The 17,979-nt window shown below is 67.0% G+C and carries 18 protein-coding genes and 1 tRNA gene; 12 read left to right on the top strand and 7 right to left on the bottom strand.

The features are described 5' to 3' along the window. Window positions 1–59 precede the first annotated feature (59 nt). From AAC067_RS09900 to AAC067_RS09855, 10 genes are all read left to right on the top strand, one after another. The gene (locus tag AAC067_RS09900) at window positions 60–1,097 is read left to right on the top strand and encodes a cyclopropane-fatty-acyl-phospholipid synthase family protein (RefSeq protein WP_339932029.1); all 1,038 of its coding nucleotides are present in this window, start codon (window positions 60–62) and stop codon (window positions 1,095–1,097) included. Between the two features lie 21 nt (window positions 1,098–1,118). Beyond that, the gene (locus AAC067_RS09895) at window positions 1,119–1,550 is read left to right on the top strand and encodes a DUF2177 family protein (RefSeq protein WP_339932027.1); all 432 of its coding nucleotides are present in this window, start codon (window positions 1,119–1,121) and stop codon (window positions 1,548–1,550) included. Window positions 1,551–1,662: 112 nt separating this feature from the next. Continuing rightward, entirely contained in the window at window positions 1,663–2,583 is a 921-nt protein-coding gene (locus AAC067_RS09890; protein ID WP_339932025.1) for a DUF459 domain-containing protein, read from the top strand. Between the two features lie 2 nt (window positions 2,584–2,585). Beyond that, window positions 2,586–3,860: a GDSL-type esterase/lipase family protein gene (locus tag AAC067_RS09885; RefSeq protein WP_339932023.1), complete on the top strand. Its 1,275-nt coding sequence runs from the start codon at window positions 2,586–2,588 to the stop codon at window positions 3,858–3,860. Continuing rightward, window positions 3,861–5,267 (top strand): MBOAT family protein, encoded by a 1,407-nt coding sequence (locus tag AAC067_RS09880; protein WP_339932021.1) that lies wholly within the window; start codon window positions 3,861–3,863, stop codon window positions 5,265–5,267. It begins immediately after the preceding gene. Window positions 5,268–5,282: 15 nt separating this feature from the next. Next, window positions 5,283–5,873, top strand: coding sequence for a hypothetical protein (locus tag AAC067_RS09875; RefSeq protein WP_339932019.1), 591 nt, complete (start codon window positions 5,283–5,285; stop codon window positions 5,871–5,873). A 63-nt stretch (window positions 5,874–5,936) separates the two neighbouring features. Further along, complete coding sequence (locus AAC067_RS09870; protein ID WP_339932017.1) at window positions 5,937–8,408, top strand: prolyl oligopeptidase family serine peptidase; 2,472 nt, start codon at window positions 5,937–5,939, stop codon at window positions 8,406–8,408. A gap of 94 nt (window positions 8,409–8,502) precedes the next feature. Further along, window positions 8,503–8,973 carry a hypothetical protein gene (locus AAC067_RS09865; RefSeq protein ID WP_339932015.1) on the top strand — a complete coding sequence of 157 codons (471 nt, stop codon included), beginning with the start codon at window positions 8,503–8,505 and terminating at the stop codon, window positions 8,971–8,973. A 144-nt stretch (window positions 8,974–9,117) separates the two neighbouring features. Then, window positions 9,118–9,822 carry an NAD(P)H-dependent oxidoreductase gene (locus AAC067_RS09860; protein WP_339932013.1) on the top strand — a complete coding sequence of 235 codons (705 nt, stop codon included), beginning with the start codon at window positions 9,118–9,120 and terminating at the stop codon, window positions 9,820–9,822. 4 nt (window positions 9,823–9,826) lie between these two features. Beyond that, window positions 9,827–11,092: an alpha/beta fold hydrolase gene (locus tag AAC067_RS09855; RefSeq protein WP_339932011.1), complete on the top strand. Its 1,266-nt coding sequence runs from the start codon at window positions 9,827–9,829 to the stop codon at window positions 11,090–11,092. A 23-nt stretch (window positions 11,093–11,115) separates the two neighbouring features. Here the strand turns inward: AAC067_RS09855 and AAC067_RS09850 are convergent, their stop codons facing one another. The 5 genes from AAC067_RS09850 to AAC067_RS09830 form a co-directional block, all read right to left on the bottom strand. Continuing rightward, window positions 11,116–11,583: a DoxX family protein gene (locus tag AAC067_RS09850; protein ID WP_339932009.1), complete on the bottom strand. Its 468-nt coding sequence runs from the start codon at window positions 11,581–11,583 to the stop codon at window positions 11,116–11,118. Next, window positions 11,576–12,367, bottom strand: a complete 792-nt coding sequence (locus AAC067_RS09845; protein WP_339932007.1) for a DNA-binding domain-containing protein — start codon at window positions 12,365–12,367, stop codon at window positions 11,576–11,578. Before AAC067_RS09845 ends, AAC067_RS09850 begins: the two co-directional genes overlap by 8 nt. Further along, window positions 12,360–13,256 carry a DUF692 domain-containing protein gene (locus AAC067_RS09840; RefSeq protein WP_339932005.1) on the bottom strand — a complete coding sequence of 299 codons (897 nt, stop codon included), beginning with the start codon at window positions 13,254–13,256 and terminating at the stop codon, window positions 12,360–12,362. The genes AAC067_RS09845 and AAC067_RS09840 overlap by 8 nt, the downstream gene beginning before the upstream one ends. 13 nt (window positions 13,257–13,269) lie before the next feature. Then, complete coding sequence (locus AAC067_RS09835; protein WP_339932003.1) at window positions 13,270–13,560, bottom strand: DUF2282 domain-containing protein; 291 nt, start codon at window positions 13,558–13,560, stop codon at window positions 13,270–13,272. Window positions 13,561–13,694: 134 nt separating this feature from the next. Further along, window positions 13,695–13,770 (bottom strand) — tRNA-Lys (locus tag AAC067_RS09830). Between the two features lie 194 nt (window positions 13,771–13,964). Here AAC067_RS09830 and AAC067_RS09825 point away from each other — a divergent pair. Then, complete coding sequence (locus AAC067_RS09825) at window positions 13,965–14,318, top strand: Hpt domain-containing protein (protein WP_339932001.1); 354 nt, start codon at window positions 13,965–13,967, stop codon at window positions 14,316–14,318. On the opposite strand, the gene AAC067_RS09820 is transcribed toward AAC067_RS09825, so the two are convergent. Both AAC067_RS09820 and AAC067_RS09815 read right to left on the bottom strand, forming a co-directional pair. After that, window positions 14,315–14,659 (bottom strand): chorismate mutase, encoded by a 345-nt coding sequence (locus AAC067_RS09820; RefSeq protein WP_339931999.1) that lies wholly within the window; start codon window positions 14,657–14,659, stop codon window positions 14,315–14,317. The genes AAC067_RS09825 and AAC067_RS09820 overlap by 4 nt on opposite strands. Continuing rightward, entirely contained in the window at window positions 14,631–15,446 is an 816-nt protein-coding gene (locus tag AAC067_RS09815; protein WP_339931997.1) for a ferredoxin--NADP reductase, read from the bottom strand. Before AAC067_RS09815 ends, AAC067_RS09820 begins: the two co-directional genes overlap by 29 nt. A gap of 114 nt (window positions 15,447–15,560) precedes the next feature. Between AAC067_RS09815 and AAC067_RS09810 the strand changes: the two genes are divergently transcribed. Then, complete coding sequence (locus AAC067_RS09810) at window positions 15,561–17,810, top strand: S9 family peptidase (protein ID WP_339931995.1); 2,250 nt, start codon at window positions 15,561–15,563, stop codon at window positions 17,808–17,810. Window positions 17,811–17,979: the final 169 nt, after the last annotated feature.

Here is a 17,979-nt window from a genome sequence, read left to right as displayed (position 1 = left end):
ACGTTCCGCAGGCCCGGGCGATCATGACGTCTCCTCAGGCCCCTTATTCCGGAATGCCCATGTCCCTCGCCAATGCCGCCATTCGCAAACTCCAGGACGCGCCCTTTCCCGACTTCATCGCCCGCCCCGCCATCGACAGTCTGGTCAGTGAAGCGCGGCGGCGGCTGGATAGGGAGGGGCCTCATAACGAGGCGGCCTTCGCGGCGGGGATGGGCCAGCGGGCCATCGCCGAACACACGACGGCGGCCAATGAACAGCATTATGAGCTGCCGCCCGAGTTCTTCGAGATCTGCCTCGGCAGCCGGTTGAAATATTCCTGCGGCCTCTATCCGGAGCCGGAGACGACCCTGGACGAGGCCGAGGAGGAAGCTCTGGCGGAGACCTGTGCCCACGCCGCTCTGGCCGACGGCCAGAGGATTCTGGAACTGGGCTGCGGTTGGGGGTCACTGAGTCTATGGATGGCCGAACACTATCCGCGGGCACGCATCACCGCCGTGTCCAACAGCCACGGTCAGCGCGGCCATATCGAGGCCCAGGCGGCAGCGCGGGGCCTGACCAATCTGACCGTGATCACCTGCGACATGAATGATTTCGACCCGCAGCTGGCCGGGCAGGGGCGTTTCGACCGCATCGTCTCGGTCGAAATGTTCGAGCATATGGCCAACTGGCGCACCCTGCTGGAACGCGCCCGGGGCTGGCTGAAGCCGGACGGGCGGATGTTCATCCATGTCTTTACCCACCGCGACGCCCCCTACCGGTTCGATCACACCGACAGCGAGGACTTCATCGCCCAGCATTTCTTCACCGGTGGGGTCATGCCGAGCCGCGGGCTGATCCGGCAGTTCCCCGACCTGTTTTCGGTTGAGCAGGAGTGGTTGTGGAGCGGCACCCATTACCAGCGCACGGCTAATGACTGGCTGGCCAATATGGACGCCAACGCTGACCGGGTGATGGAGCTGATGCAGGCCACCTACGGCACCGATGCGGCGCTTTGGCGGCGTCGCTGGCGGCGGTTCTATCTGGCCACGGCCGGCCTGTTCGGTAATGACGAGGGCCGCACCTGGGCCGTCAGCCACTATCGCCTCAAGCCGGCCTGACCGGCGTTCAGGAGGACCACCATGATCCGCTTCATCCTCGCCTATCTGGGGGCCGGACTGACCTTCGCCGCCATCGACGCCGTTTGGCTGACGACCATGACCGACCGCTTCTACAAGCCGTTGTTGGGGCCGATGTTGGCCGCCGAGCCGGACATGCGGGCGGCTGTGGCCTTCTATCTGGTGTCGATCTTCGGCATGGTCTTTCTGGCGGTGCTGCCGGCGTTGAAGGCCGGATCCTGGCGTCGGGCGACGCTTAACGGGGCGGTGCTGGGGTTTGTCGCCTATGCAACCTACGACCTGACCAACCAAGCGACGCTGGCCCAATGGTCGACCCAGCTGACCATTGTCGACCTGTGCTGGGGCACGGTGCTGACTGCCGTTTCGTCCACCGGCGGCTATTTCGCGGCCCGTCTGACCGGACCCGGAAAGGCCCGAAACGGCGTCGGTCATTAACCTTTTTGTTCGCTTGCGAGGGGCAGGCAGTGGCGGTGGCGCGCCAATGCGCTAGAAAAGGTACCCTGAGGATGGCTTAACCACGCCATCGGTCGAATGTCGGGGGACGGACGTGCGTGCAGGCATCAACGCTTTGACGGTGGCCTTTGTGGTCGGCGTGCTGGCCGGGCTGGTCCTGACGCCCGATGGTCGTGCCTGGCTGCGCCAACCGACGTTGATGCTGGGCGGCTCGGCCAATGCCTCGGCCCCCGCCACGGTTCCGGTCGAGCCTGCGCTGCCGGCCGCTGTGGTTGACGTGCGACCGGCGGTGACGCCGCTGACCACGCGGATGGCCCAGGGACAGCTGAGGATCGGCGTGTTCGGCGACTCCATGGCCGATGGCCTGTGGGCGGCCCTGTACCGCGACCTGAACAGTGTCTCCGGCGTATCGGTTACCAAATTCAGCGAGGTTTCGACTGGCCTGTCCCGTTACGACTACGTCGACATCCAGGCCAAGACCGCGCGCCAGCTGGACGAACAGCCCATGGACGTGGCTGTGGTCCTGTTCGGCACCAATGACGCGCAGGGCATCAGCCTCGACGGCGAGGTGCATCCGTTCGGCACCGACGGCTGGAAAACGGCCTATGCGAAGCGGGTCGATGACCTTGTGGCCCTGCTGCGCAGTCGCGACATTGCCGTCTACTGGGTCGGCCTGCCGCGGATGAAGCGCGAGGGCTTCGACGCCAAGATGAGCCTGATCAACGGGGTCGTGGCTGAGCGGATGGCGGCGCTGGACGTGCCCTATATCGACACCGTGCCCCTGACCGCCAATGACGCGGGCGGCTATGAGGCCTATCTGCCGACCGACACCGGACGCCGCACCCTGATGCGGGCCAATGACGGGATCCACATGTCGATGGCCGGCTATCTTCGCATCGGCAATCCGGTCGCGGCGACCCTGAAGCACGATGCCGGACTGGACAGACCCCGGCCTGAGGCGGTGAGCCCGGGTCTGGTGTCCGCTGCGACCCCGCCCGTTTCACCCGCCGCCTGAGGATGAGGACCGGCTCCGCCCTGACGGCGGTCGTCCTGGCCCTGGCCCTGGTAGGGCCCGCACTGGCCCAGTCGGCCTATGTGCCGCGAACGGGGCTTGCTGCCGGTACTGCGGTCTGTCCTGGAGGCCTGTGTCAGGTCGAGGCTCTGGAAGGGTTGTTCGAGGCGCTGGCAGCGACCGAGGCCGGGCAGCGGGAACGGCCGGTCCACATCCTGCAGATCGGCGACAGCCATACGGCGGGGGACCGGATCACTGGCGCGCTCCGGGCCGCGCTGCAGGTGCGGTTCGGTAACGGCGGCCGCGGGGCCCTGCCGCCGGGGATTCCCTATGACGGCTATGCCCCGCTGCAGGTGCAGGTCGAGGCCCGTGACTGGACGTTGACGCCGGAACCGCTGGTTACGACCGGGGGCTACAGCCGCTTCGGAGTCGGTCTGGCTGGAATCCAGGGGATCCGCTACGGGCCCGATCCGGCCCTGACCGTGACGGCGGAGCCGGGCGGACGACCGCGAGTATTGGGCCTGTGCGGCCGGGCCGGGCCGGGGGCGGGAGCAATCCGCGTCAGTATGGCCAGTGGCGAGGGGGTAGCCGATTTCGCGGCACCCGAGGCTGGCCCTGTGTGCCGCGAAATCGGCCTGCCGACGGCGGCGGAGTCCATCCGTCTGACTCCGGTGGGGCCGGGCGTGCCACTGTATGACCTGTGGCTGGCGACCGGTCGGCCTGGCGTGGTCGTCTCCAACCTCGGTGCCGTCGGGGCGACACTGCGCGATCTGGCGGCGCGCGACGAGGCGGTGACGGCGACCGAACTGGCCTATTGGCGGCCGCAGTTGATCGTCCTGGCCTTCGGCACCAATGAGGGGTTCGACGACGCGCTGAACCGGGTCACCTATGAGGCCCTGCTTCGGGGCGAGATCGCGCGGATGCGGCGACTGGCTCCGGCGGCGTCGCTGCTGTTGATGGGCGCGCCCGACGCCGAACGGACCGGCCCTGCCGGAGGCTGTAGTGCCGACGGCCTGCGCCGTCCGCCGCCGTCGCTGGCGGTGGTCCGCGATGTGCAGCGCCGGGTGGCCGCCGACATGGGTGTGGCGTTCTGGGACTGGCACGGGCGAATGGGCGGCGACTGTTCAGCGGACCGACTGGCGCTTATGGCCGAGCCGCACATGCGCGGCGACCGTGTGCATTTCACCACGATCGGGGCCGACTGGATCGGTGGCGTGTTCGCCGCGGACCTGACGGCGGCCTTTGACGGCTGGAAGATCACGAAGGGGCAGGGCGACTAGATGCTGTTCCCTACGCTGGCCTTCGGCGTCTTCTTTCTGTTCGTCTATTTCACCAGCTGGTCGCTGGATCGCGAGAACGGTCGGCGCAAGCTGTTCCTGCTGCTGGCCAGCTGGTTCTTCTACGCCCAGTGGGACTGGCGTTTCGTCGGACTGCTGATCCTCAGCGCCATCCTGAACTGGGGCGTGGCGGCCCTGATCGCACGCAGTGACAGCGACGGTCGACGCAAATGGCTGGTCGGGCTGGGGGTGGCCTTCAACCTGCTGGTGCTGGGATTCTTCAAATACTACGGCTTCTTCATCGAACAGGCGGGCGAGCTGCTGAGCCAGTTCGGCTGGGGCCGGGACTTGCCGCTGCTTCAGGTGATCCTGCCGGTGGGGATCAGCTTCTTCACCTTCCAGGGCATCAGCTATGTCGTCGATGTCCACCGTCGCAAGACGCCGGTGGCGCGCTCGCTGCTGGATGTGATGCTGCTGATGAGCTTCTTCCCGCATCTGGTTGCGGGACCGATCGTGCGGGCCTCGGATCTGTTGCCGCAGTTCGACCGGACGCCACGGTTGACGCGGGCGATGGCGACCCACGGGATTCTGCTGATCGTCTGGGGCTTGTTCAAGAAGACGGTGATCGCCTCGGAGCTGTCGGTCCGTTTGGTCGACCCGGTGTTCTTCGATCCCACGGCGTACGGATCGCTGGACATGATCGCCGCCGTCTATGGCTATGCGGTCCAGATCTATTGCGACTTCTCGGCCTATTCCGACATGGCCATCGGCACCGCGGCCCTGCTGGGCTATTCGTTTCCGCGCAACTTTGATCAGCCGTACCGGGCGGGGTCGTTGCAGTCGTTCTGGCGGCGCTGGCACATCAGCCTGTCCAGCTGGTTGCGCGACTACCTGTATGTACCGCTGGGCGGTGGGCGTAAGGGACTGATCTCGTCGAGCATCAACGTCTTCATCACCATGGTTCTGGGCGGGCTGTGGCACGGCGCAGCCTGGACCTTTCTGGCTTGGGGCGCGCTGCACGGCGGCGTCCAGGTGGTCGAGCGGATCGGCCGGGCGGCCTTCGGCGACCGGCGAGTCATTCATCCGGTGCTCGGCGTGCTGATCACCTTCCATATCGTCTGCCTGGGGTGGATTTTGTTCCGGGCCGAGAATTTTGACCTGGCCATGCAGGTGCTGACGGGTCTGGGGCGCTGGTGGCAGCCGACGGTGATGCTGACGCCGCTGCTGCTGACCTTGATCGTCGGCGGTCTGGCGATGCACTGGCTGCCGCCGCGCGCCATCGAGGGCATGGCCGAGCGGTTGAAGACAGCACCGTCTTTGACGTTGGCGCTGTTGCTGGGCGTGGCCTTCCTGCTGGTCGAGGCCATACGTCCTGACGGCGTCGCTCCTTTCATCTATTTCCAGTTCTGAGGCGTTGGTAGAAAAATGACCGACGATCACGACCCCCACGACGAGACAGACCCCCGGCCGGATCCCTTTCCGGTGCCGGACCCCGAGTCGCCCTTTCCGCCGCTGGAACAGGGGCGTACCGCTTGGGAACATCCCGCTCCCCTCGTTGAGGCGAAGCCCGAGCCCGAGCCCGAGCCTGAGCCTGAGCCCGTGTCAGTGCCGGCTGACCCCGCCAGTGACTGGAACGCCGGGGCCGACGCCCATGACCTGCCGACGCTGGAGCACAGGCTCAGTGCCCTGCAGCGGTTTGCCTTTCCCCCCGCCCCGCCGCTGGACGACGAAGGCGTGGCGGCGCGTGACCGGCGCTGGACCAGCCGGACCCTGGTGCTGCTGACGGCCTTCATGCTGGTGTTCAATACGGCGTCGCTCCAGAACTGGTCTCGACAACAGGCTCCCGGCTGGGTGAGTTCGACGGTGCAGCAACTGGCCGATGTCTGGGCCGAACAGGTCGCGCAGCTGGGTGCGGATCAGCCGCGGGCGGCGATCCGTGAAACCTATGAGACGGCCCGGGACCAGCGCTTTATCGGCCAGACTCCGGCGGCGGAGACGACCACTTTCACGCCTTGACCGATCCGCGAACCCGTTCATAGCTAGGCGCGCCAGCGCGTGCCGGTGACGGGGGATTCGACCATGCGTAAGCGGCTTCTGAAACAGGCTCTGCCTGCGTTTGTCCTGTTGCTGTCAGTACCGGGACTGGCGCTGGCCCAGACCGCGGACGGCCTGACCTATCAGCAGCCGCCCGCGCCCATACCCGACATTCTCGACACGCGGCCGACGCCGCTTTCCAGCCTGAGTCCGGACCACGAGACTCTGGTCCTGTTCGAGCGCTCAAACCTGCCGTCGATCGCCGAGCTGGCCGAGCCGATGCTGCGGCTGGCCGGCTATCGCATCAATCCGCGCAACAACGGCCCGGCCAACAGCCGGGTCACCTGGCTGACGGGACTGAGTTTCCAGCCGGTCACCGGCGGTGCGGCGCGTCCGGTGGCCCTGCCGGCCGGAGCCCGGTTCACGTCACCGGACTGGTCGCCGGACGGACGATCCGTGGCGCTGCTGATGGACCAGCCGACCGGTCTGGAGCTGTGGGTGGCCGATGTGGTCAGCGCCCGCGCGCGCCGACTGACGGGGCCGACGATCAATGCCACGACCGGATCGGGTCTGGACTGGCTGCCTGACAGCTCGGGGCTGGTGGTCGAGACCGTTCCGGCGGGCCGCGGGACGGCCCCCGACGTAAGCCGCCCCCCGTCGGGCCCGACGGTCGAGGAAAGCATGGCGCGGGCCGCTCCGGTCCGGACCTATCAGGACCTGTTGGGCAACGCCGGCGACGAGGCGTTGTTCGATCACTATTTCACCTCGCAACTGGTTCATGTGCCGCTGCAGGGCGCGACCCGACCGATCGGCACGCCGGGCGTGATCCTGGGCACGTCGGTGTCGCCCGACGGACGCTACCTGCTGCAGACCGTGGCCCGGCATCCCTACAGCTATGTCGTGCCGGCGGCCCTGTTCCCGGCCGATGTGGTGGTTACGGACCTGAGCGGCCGGATCGTGCACCGGGTCGCCGATCTGCCGTTGCGCGATGATATTCCCTCGCCGTTCGACGCGGTGGCGACGGGCCCCCGGTCCGTTCAGTGGCGTGCTGATGCACCGGCGACCCTGGCCTGGACCGAGGCCCAGGACGGCGGCGATCCCCGTACGCCCGCAGAGGTACGGGACCGGGTCTTCACCCTGGCCGCCCCGTTTACGGCGGCACCGACGCCGCTGATCGATCTGGGCGAGCGCTATGCCGGGATCACCTGGGGTCGGGATGACGTAGCCCTGGTCTCCAGTCGCTGGTTCAACACCCGGCACGAGACCCGCTATCTGGTTGATCCGTCCCGGCCGGGTCAGGGGCGGGTGCTGGTGGAGCGCAACTATCAGGATCGCTACAATGACCCCGGTGCGGCGGCGACCGAGCCGAACGCCGCCGGACGGCCGGTGATGCAGTTCACCGCCGACGGCACCAGGGTGCTGATCGAGGGCGGCGGGGCGACCCGGGCCGGCCAGTATCCGTTCCTGGGCACGCTGGATCTGGCCACGGGACAGACCGAACGGCTGTGGACCTCGGCCGATGGCGAATACGAGACTATCGTCGGAATTCTGGACGACGGGGGACGACGGCTGGTGACCCGTCGAGAGACCCGGCTGGCCCCGCCCAACCTGTATGTTCGCGATCTGGACGGCGCGGCCCCGACGGCCCTGACCGCCTTTACCGATCCGGCACCGCAGCTGGCCGGCGCGAGCCGGCAACTCATCACCTATCGTCGGGATGACGGGGTGCAACTGTCGGGAACCCTGTATCTGCCGGACGGCTATGACAAGGATCGGGACGGGCCGCTGCCGTTGCTGATGTGGGCCTATCCGGCCGAGTTCACCGACGCCGCAGTGGCCGGTCAGGTAGTCGACACCGCCAACCGCTTCGTCCGGCCGGGCGGATCCAGCCACCTGTTTCTGCTGACGCAGGGATATGCCGTGCTGGACAATCCCGCGATGCCGATCATCGGCCGCGACGGGGCCGAGCCGAACGACACCTATATCGAACAACTGACGGCCAACGCGCGGGCGGCGGTAGAGGCGGTGGTAGCGCTGGGCGTGGCTGACCGCGACCATCTGGCGATCGGCGGGCACAGCTACGGGGCCTTCATGACCGCCAATCTGCTGGCGCATACGGATCTGTTCCGCACCGGCATCGCCCGCTCGGGAGCCTACAACCGCACCCTGACGCCGTTCGGGTTCCAGGCGGAACAGCGCACCTACTGGCAGGCGACGGAGACCTATACGGAGATGTCGCCCTTCACCTATGCCGACCAGGTCAATGAGCCGATCCTGTTGATCCACGGCGAGGCCGACGACAATTCGGGCACCTATCCGGTTCAGTCGGAGCGCTTTTATGCCGCGTTGAAGGGGCAGGGGGCCACGGTGCGCTATGTCGTTCTGCCGCTGGAAGCCCACGGCTACCGGGCCCGCGAGTCGGTCGGCCACACGCTGTGGGAAATGACCCGCTGGCTGGACCTCTATGTCCGGGATGCGCCACCGCGCGCCATACCGGACCCGGCGGGAGGGCACTAGGCTCCGTTCCGGGCGTTAGGTGTCTGTAACGATTTGGCCCGGCCCGCGAATAGTGGATGTCCGGCGGCAGGCCGAACATTTCCGGGAGACTGACATGCACACCGAAATCCAGGCCGAGACACCGCGTGGTGCCGATCTGAAAGCCGGCGCCCTGGCCGGCATCATCGCCGCCGCCGTCTTTATGATGATGGAAATGGGACTGGTGGCCATGGCCGGGCAAAGTCCCTGGGGTCCGCCCCGCATGATCGCCGCGATCGTCATGGGCGAGGGCGTGCTGCCGCCGCCTGCCAGCTTCGATCTGATGATTCTGATGGCCGCGATGGCGGTGCATTTCATGCTGTCCATCGTGATTGGCGTCGTGTTCGCCAAGGGGGTGCGGCGGCCGGGTCTGGCGATGGCCCTGATGGCAGGTGCCGCAGTCGGACTGGGTCTTTACGTGGTCAATTTCTACGGTTTCACGGCGATCTTTCCGTGGTTTGCCATGGCGCGTAACGCGATCTCGATTGTGTCGCATCTGGCCTTCGGCATGGTTCTGAGCCTGTCGTATCGCGCCCTGACACGATAGCCGCTCCCGGTCATCGGCCGCCCGCTGATCGCGGGCGGCCGATTCCGGTCCCCGGAGCCCGGGGTGGCGTCGGAAGCGTTACCCGGAGCCCGGCTTTGTCCAGTGCGTGCGCGCGCCGCCGCCTCTCCCGAAAGGAGAACCCCCATGATCCGCTATGATGATCTGAGTGCCGTCTTCATCAATACCAGTCTGAAGCGCTCCAGCGAGACGTCACACACCCAGACCCTGATGGATGTGGCCATCACCATCATGGAGACCCAAGGGGTCAAGACCACCACCCTGCGCGCCGCCGATCTGGACATCCCGCCCGGGGTCCAGCCCGACATGACCGAACATGGCTGGGACAGCGACGGCTGGCCGGCGGTGCAGAAACAGGTGATGGACGCCAACATCCTCGTCATCGGCACGCCGATCTGGCTGGGTGACAAGTCGTCGATCTGCACCCGGGTGATCGAACGGCTGTACGGCTATTCCGGCAAGCTCAACGACAAGGGCCAGTGGGCCTATTACGGCCGGGTCGGTGGCTGCATCGTCACCGGCAATGAGGACGGCATCAAACACTGCGCCATGAACATCCTCTATTCGCTGCAGCACCTTGGCTATGTCATCCCGCCCCAGGCCGACGCCGGCTGGATCGGCGAGGCTGGACCCGGACCGTCCTATGGCGATGACGGCAAGGTCGGGCTGGATAATGAATTCACCCAGCGTAACACCACCTTCATGGCCTGGAACCTGATGCATATGGCCCGCATGCTGAAGGACGCCGGCGGCATCCCGGCTCACGGGAACCAGAAGTCCGCCTGGGACAAGGGCGAGCGTTTCGATCACCCGAACCCGGAGTATCGCTAGACCTATGGCCAGCACCGAATTCAACTTTTCCAATACCGGCGGTCGGGAACTGTCCGGTGTGCTTGAGCGCGGGGACGGGCCGGTGCGCGCCTGGTCCGTGTTCGCCCATTGTTTCACTTGCGACAAGACCTCGCTGGCGGCGACGCGCCTGAGCCGGGCGCTGGCAGAGCAGGGCATCGGCGTGCTGCGCTTCGATTTCACCGGCCTCGGCGAAAGCGAGGGCGAGTTCGGACGAGGCCTGTCCGGCGACGTTCAGGACGTGGTCTGCGCCGCCGAGGCGATGGCGGCCGCCGGTATGACGCCGCAGCTGCTGGTCGGTCACAGCTTCGGCGGTGCCGCGGTGCTGGCCGCGGCCGGCGAGCTGGACAGGATCAAGGCGGTGGCCGTGATCGGGACCCCCTTTGACGCCGAACATGTCCTGACCCACATCGATCCGGGGCTGAAGGACACCCCGGCGGGACAGCGGGTGCCGGTCGAGATCGGCGGGCGCGGTTTCGAGCTGGGGGCCGACTTCGTTCGCGACATCCAGGGCCAGAACCAGAAGACGCGGATCGAGAACCTCGGCCGCGCCCTGCTGGTGCTGCATTCGCCGGTCGACGAGATTGTCTCGATCGACAACGCCTCGGGTATCTTTCTTGCCGCGCGGCACCCCAAGAGCTTCGTCTCACTGGATCACGCCAACCACCTGCTGACCCGCAAGGCCGATTCCGACTATGCGGCGTCAGTGGTTGCGGCCTGGGCCAGCCGCTATCTCGATCTCGCCCCCGAAGCGGTCGAAGCGCCGGTCCAGGGCGTCCGCGTCGAGGAGACTGGTGCCGGGAAATTCCAGGTGCGGGTCGTGACGCCATCGGCCACCTTCCTCGCCGACGAGCCGGTCAGCGTCGGCGGTCTGGACTCAGGGCCGACCCCCTACGATCTGCTCAGCGCCGGTCTGGGGGCCTGCACGGCCATGACCTGCCGCCTCTATGCCGAGCGCAAGAACTGGCCACTGGAGCGGGTGGTGGTTGAAGTCGGCCATACGGCCAAGACGGCGTCGGAGCCGGACCGGTTCGTGCGCAAGATCGCCTTCCAGGGCGAGCTGGACGAAGCCCAACACGTTCGGCTGCTGGAGATCGCCGACCGCTGTCCGGTGCACCGCACCCTGACCGAGAGCGCGGTGGTCGAAACCGAACGCCTGCCTGATGATCAACCCGACGAGGGGGTCGAGACCAACACTGAGGACCATCTTCATCGCATGGAAGAGGTCTGCGCTGACGCGAACGGCGCATAGCGGGTCAGCCGCCGGTCGCCGGCTCAGGGCAGTCTGAGCAGGCGATCGACACTGACGGATCCTGCGCCGTAGCGGACCAGGTAGAGCAGCAGGCCGGCCCAGGTCAGGTGGGTGGCCCAGGCCCCTGGATAGACAAAGGTCTGGATCACCAGGGTCATGCCCAGCAGCCCCAGGGCTGAGAGCCGCGTCGCCAGCCCCAGCACCAGCAGGATCGGGAACAGATGTTCCGCCCAGGTCGCCATATGGGCGGCGAGGTTGCTGGGGATGAAGGGCACGCGGTATTCTTCGGCAAACAGATAGTAGGTGCCGTCGGTGATGTGCAGCACCCCGTCGACCTTGGTCCGGCCCGACAGGAAGAAGACCGAGGCAATGCCGAAACGCACGACCAGGCCGAGCAGCCAGGGCGGGATCAGGGTTTCGACCAGATGGGTGAACCGGGCGATCAGGGTGGCGATACCTGTCGGGGGCGCGACGGTGGTGGTGTCAGTCATGGGGCGGGGTCTCCGGTTGCAGCGGGGACAGGGCCCCCATGGTCAGCAGGCTGGCGAACAGGGTGCCGAGGTCGAGACTCGGATCGCTGGCAAAGGCGTCCTGGGCGGCCTGACCCAGGGTGTCGCCCCGGCGGCAGGCCTTGAGAAAGGTCCATTGCGGGTGTGACAGGCGGTGCGAGGTCACGGCCCCGGCGGGGCGCACGATCAGCAGACCTTCGGGCCGCTCTTCCCAGACGGCGTCGGACGCGTCGCCGTCCGCGCGGTTGGCGCACCAGATCGTCGGTACGGTCCAGTCGAACCAGAACAGCTGGGCCGAGGGATGCAGGCCGGTGCGGGCGGTGAACAGGCGGGCCGGGGACAGATGAGCGGTATCCCGGCTGGACAGGGACGGGGCGTCGGGCGCGCGGTGGGCCTGGCTCCAGGCCAGGTCGAGCCGGGCAACCGGGGCCAGATAGGGCAGGTCCTGCGCCGGCGGGAAGGCCGCCAGCCAGTCGGGGAAGGCCAGGCCATAGTCGTCGAGCACGGCGGAGGTCGGTGGCGCGGTTCCGGCAAAGGCGAGGGCAGCCTGGCGGAACCAGTCTGTCCCGACCAGGCGTTCGATTGTGGGGAACAGGCCGGACAGGGCGTCGACGCGAGCCTTGGCCACGGTGTTGCGATAGACGGCCAAACCGGGCCGAGCCGAACCGGCATCCGGCAGCCAGGCGTCCAGCGCCCGGTCATCACCGGCCAGCATCGCGTCGAAGGCGGTCTCGAAGGTGTCGGCTTCGGTCACGGCGTCACGCATGGCGGACCTGCGCCGGTGTGGTCATCAGGGCGGCGGCACGGTCCCGTTCGGCCATCAGGTCTTCGAACGGCGGCACATTGCCGTCGCGCTCGATCAGGGTCGGGCGCGGGCCGACCTTGTCCAGGGTGTGGGCATAGAGGGTCCAGACGGACTCGGCGACGGGGGCGTCATGGCTGTCGATCAGCAGGGCCTGACCCTGCTGCGGATCGGGGGTGTGTCCGGCCAGATGGATTTCGCCGACGGCCGCTGCGGGCAGGGCGTCGATATAGGCGCGGGCGTTGGTCCCCATGTTGTTGGCGGTGACATGGACATTGTTGACGTCCAGCAGCAGACCGCAGCCGGTGGCGGCGACCAGTTCAGACAGCAGGTCCGTCTCGCTCATCTCATGGCCCTGCAGGTCGAGATACAGGGACGGGTTCTCGATCAGCACCTGCCGGCCGAGCGCGTCCTGGGTACGGGCGACATTGTCGACGATGCGCTGTAGCCGGGCGCGGGTGCGGGGGAAGGGCAGCAGGTCAGGATGATAGGTGGTGTCGTGACGGGACCAGGCCAGATGTTCGGACACGACGAAGGGCTGGAAGCGATCGATCAGGCCCCGGAGACGGGCCAGATGGTCGGAATCGGGGGGGGCGAAACCCGCCAGGGACAGGCCGACGCCATGAAGCGACAGCGGCCTGTCCCGGCGGATCGCCTCGAGCCAGGCGAGCCGGGGCCCGCCTGTGACCATGTAGTTCTCGGCGTGAACCTCGAACCACAGACCGGTCGCCGACGCCGCCAGGGCGTCTTCGTAGTGCCGGGCCTTCAGGCCCAGGCCCGCAGTTGGACCGTCACCGCCGGGGGGGAGCGGGACGGGTTCGACCGGGAGCGTGGCGACCGGTTGCAGGGTCATCGAGGCGTCGGGGTCAGCGCGAGACCGGCGTCAGCGAGCCGTTGCCCGCGGGCGTCCGGATCGAGGCGCAGGTGCCGGCCGGAACCAGTTTCCAGGCATTGCCCTGGTAGTCACGGACCGAGGTGCCGGCGCAGGTGGTGCCGGGACCGGCGGCGCAGTCATTCTTGCCGGCGAGGGCGACACCGTAACATTTCTCCATCGCGGGGGCGGTCGACTGGCCACTGGTGTTGGCATGGGCGATGCCGGCACCGGCGACGAGGGCCAGGGCGCTGGCACCGGCGAGAGTCATTTGGGTGGGGGACATAAGGGGCTCCTTGGGATGGTGCGGTCGTCTTGACCGGACACCCTCCCATTCGTCGGAGCTTCGCCATGGTTACAGTGACGGTTCAGATTGTTGAGGGGCGGGACCGTTAGGGAGCGCGCACTCAAGGGGGACGATGGTGGGTGATGTAGGGTTCGAACCTACGACCCGCTGATTAAGAGTCAGCTGCTCTACCAACTGAGCTAATCACCCGAACCGATCGTCACGCGCCCCGTTAAGCGGGCGTTTTGCCTCGGCCGGAGCTGTCTGGACAGGTCTGGCCGGAGGCCGGTCGTACTAAGGGCTCAACTGTTACAGTGCAAGTATGGATTTCTCCTGAACGCGCGCTGGCCTACCGTCAGCTTGGGAATCAGGGACACTGTCGGGTGCCGGGGGAGACGACGATCATGGCGAGACGGGACCTGTCGGGGGCGGTCGACTTCAGCGTGCTGGAAGGCATGATCGGCGGTGACGACGCGATCGGCGAGGAGGTTCTGGGCCTGTTCGTCCAGCAGGCGGCGATGTGGTCACCGATGCTGGATGTGCGCGAGGACGGCTGGCGCGACGGGGTGCATACGATCCGCGGCGCGGCGGCCGGGATCGGGGCCGGAGCCCTGGCTTCGGCCTGTGCGGCGGCCGAGGCGGCGGAGAAGACCGAGGCCCCGCCCTTGCTGGACCGGGTCCGTGACGCGCTGGACGACGCCCTGGCCGATGTCGCCGCCTATCGGCACGAACTGATGCTGAGGTCGCTGAAGGGCTAGCTGCGGGTCCGGTCCCAGACGCTCAGCTCATGGGCGATGCAGCGGTCGATCAGGGTCCGCCACACGGGCTCGGCGATGGCGGGCGACAGGCCGGCCTGCCCGGACGCTGCCAGGACCTTGGCCACCACGTCTTCGATGCGGGCGTCGTCATGGACCACGTCGCGGCTGGGCTTGATGCGGGCGGCGGCGTCCATATAGCGCTGGCGCTCGGCCAGCAGGGTGACGAGGGCGCGATCGAGGGCGTCGACGCCCTGACGGACCTCGGCCATAGAGGCACAGGCTTCCGGCGCGGTGCGCGGATCGATCGTGACGCTATCCGACAAAGGCGCGCTCCAGCACATAGTCGCCCGGTTCGGCGTTCGAGCCTTCCTTCAGGCCAAAGGTTTCCAGCAGGGCTGCCGCCTCCTTGATCATGGCCATCGAGCCGCACAGCATGACGCGGTCGCGTTCCGGTGAGAAGCCGGGCGGCAGGCCGAGGTCGGCGAACAGGGCCCCGGAGGTAATGCGGTCGGTGATACGGCCCGGGGTGTCGAACGGCTCACGCGTCACGGTCGGATAGTAGACCAACCGGTCGCGCGCCTCGTCGCCGACCAGCGGGTCGTCGTGGATGCCCGCGGTGAGGAAGTCGCGATAGCTCAGGTCGGCGACATTGCGGACCGTGTGGCAGACCACGACCTGACCGAAGCGTTGATAGGTCTCGGGATCGCGGGCCACGGCCAGCCACGGGGCCAGGCCGGTGCCGGTGCCGATCAGGAACAGACGCTCACCGCCGGTCAGGGCGTCCAGCACCAGGGTGCCAGTCGGCTTCTTGCCCATCAGGACCGTGTCGCCGGGCTGGATCTTCTGCAGGCGCGAGGTCAGAGGACCGTCGGGCACCTTGATCGACAGGAACTCCAGTTCCTCGGCCCAGGTCGGTCCCGCGATGGAATAGGCGCGCAGCACCGGCTTGCCGCCGTCTTCGCCCGGCAGGCCGATCATCACGAACTCGCCCGAACGGAAGCGGAAATCGTCAGGCCGTTCGAGGGCGAAGCTGAACAGCTGATCAGTCCAGTGGCGTACCCACAGGACCTTCAGGTCATGAAAGGCGGACGCCTTGGCCGGGGCGGGCGTGAGGGTGGTGTCGGTCATTGCGCCCTAACTAGGCGGTTGGACGGGCGAGGAAAAGGCAGGGACCGCAATCAGGGCAAGCGGTCGCACCGAATCCGGATGACGGTCGCCGCAAGCCCGGCTAGCCTCGCGGCCATGCGTACCCTTTTGCTTGCCTCCACCTTCCTCCTGGCCGCCGGATCGGCCGCCGCCCAGTCACCAGTGGGAGGGACCGAAATCCTGACGCCCGAGCGGGTGTTCGCCAATCCGTCGCTGGCCGGGCCGGTGGCACGGGGGGTGAGCCTGTCGCCCGACGGAGAACTGGTGGCCTTCCTGCGCTCACGCGCGGATGACGTCGATGTGCTGGACCTGTGGGCTGCCCCGACCGGCGACGGCGAGCCGTTCAAATTGATCGACGCGCGGGCGCTGGTGCCGGACGCGGGCGAGCTGTCGGAGGCCGAGAAGGCGCGGCGCGAGCGGATGCGGATCAGCCAGCGCGGGGTGGTCGACTATTCGTGGGACGAGCAGGGGCGCTATATCCTGGCTCCGCTGGAAGGCGACGTGTTTCTGGCCAGCCGATCGAACGGCGCGGTGCGTCGGCTGACCGAGACCGAGGCTGACGAGATCGACGCCAAGGTTTCGCCCCAGGGCAACTATGTCTCGTTCGTCCGCGATCAGGATCTGGTCGTCTATGACCTGGCCACCGACAGCGAGACCGAGGTGACCACGGACGGTGACGGCCTGATCACCTGGGCCACGGCCGAGTTCATCGCCCAGGAGGAGATGGATCGCGACACCGGCTACTGGTGGAGCCCGGACGAACGCTACATCGCCCTGCAGCGCACCGACGAATCGACGGTCGACGTGATTCCGCGCCTCGATATCACCGGTGGCGGGGCCCGGGTGATCGAGCAGCGCTATCCGCGCGCCGGCCGGCCCAATGCGGTGGTCGACCTGTATGTTCATGACCGCCAGACAGGGCAGCGGATCAAGGTCGATCTGGGCACGAACAGCGACATCTATCTGGCCCGGGTCAACTGGTCGGCCGACGGCCGGACCCTGTATGTGCAGCGCGAGAGCCGTGACCAGAAGACCCTGGACTTGCTGAGCGTCGACCCGGCCACGGGCGCGTCGCGGGTGATCCTGACGCAGACCTCGAGGGCCTGGGTCTCGCTGAGCCATGACTTCAAGGTGCTGGAGAACGGCAATTTCATCTGGTCGTCGGAGGAAAGCGGCTGGCGACACCTGTATCTGTATGATCGCAATGGCCGGCGGCTGCGGGCGATCACGCGCGGCGAGTGGCCGGTCAAGAGTCTGAACGGCGTCAACCAGGCGACGGGCGAGGTCTATTTTACCGCCTCGATGCGCGACGGCCGTGAGTTACCGATCGAACAGCAGTTGTTCCGGGCCAGCCTGAACCGGACGGCGACGCCGGTGGCCGTCACCCCGGCGGGCGGCTGGTGGAGCGCCTCGGTCAACAAGACCGGCACCGCCTTCGTCGGCAACTATTCGGATCCGGACACCCCGTCGCAGTCGGGCCTGTACCGCGCCGATGGCAGCTTCGTGCGCTGGATCGAGGAAAACCGGCTGGACGAGAGCCACCCCTTCTTCCCCTATGCCGGACGCCAACAGGACCCGACCTTCGGCACGCTGGACAGCCATGGCCAGACCCTGGTCTGGCAGATGACCACCCCGCCGGGCTTTGATCCGTCGAAGAGGTATCCGGTGGTGATGCAGGTGTATGGCGGGCCGTCAGGCGGCGGGGTCAAACGGGCCTGGCAGAGCGCCAACAATCAACTGTTGACTGAGGCTGGATATATCATCTTCCGGCTCGACAACCGCGGCGAGGGTGACCGGTCGACGGCCTTCAAGCAGGCCCTGTATCTGACCATGGGGCAGCCGGAGGTAGAGGATCAGGTACTTGGGGCCAACTATCTGAGAACGCTGCCCTATGTCGACGATGCGCGCATCGCCATGATGGGCTGGTCCTATGGCGGCTTCATGAGTCTGATGGCCCTGACCGAGCCAGCGATGGGGCTGACCTCGGCCATCGCCGGGGCCCCGCCGACCGAGTGGAGTCTGTATGACACCCACTATACCGAACGCTTCATGTCGACGCCGGAACTGAACCCCAATGGCTACGCCGCCTCGGACGCGATTCCGCGGCTGGAAAACATGACCGGTCGGCTGCTGCTGATGCACGGTATGGCCGACGACAATGTCATCCTCGAGAACTCGACCCGCGTGATCGATGCGCTGCAGAGCCGCAGCATGCCGTTCGAACTGATGCTCTATCCCGGCCAGCGCCATGGGGTGCGTGGCAACGAAAGGCAGCTGCAACAATGGCGCACCTATCTGGACTTCCTCGACCGCACGATCGGGTCACGGGCTGTCAAGGTTCAATAGACCCGCTATCCCCCGCGAGAGCCGGGGCCCAGTTCTTTCGCTACGCATAGCGCCCGGGATCACAGCCAATGCAAACTCCTACCTTCCCGATACCCAAAAGCTTGGGTCCCGGCTTTCACCGGGATGAGCGGAGGTGGGGAGCGGCCACCGCCCTCTTGTTTGCGCTGAT

It is taken from the genome of uncultured Brevundimonas sp. (assembly GCF_963977465.1).
Taxonomy (GTDB): Bacteria; Pseudomonadota; Alphaproteobacteria; order Caulobacterales; family Caulobacteraceae; genus Brevundimonas.
The sequence above is the reverse complement of the archived record's forward strand: the minus strand, read 5'-3'. Positions and strand labels throughout refer to the sequence as shown.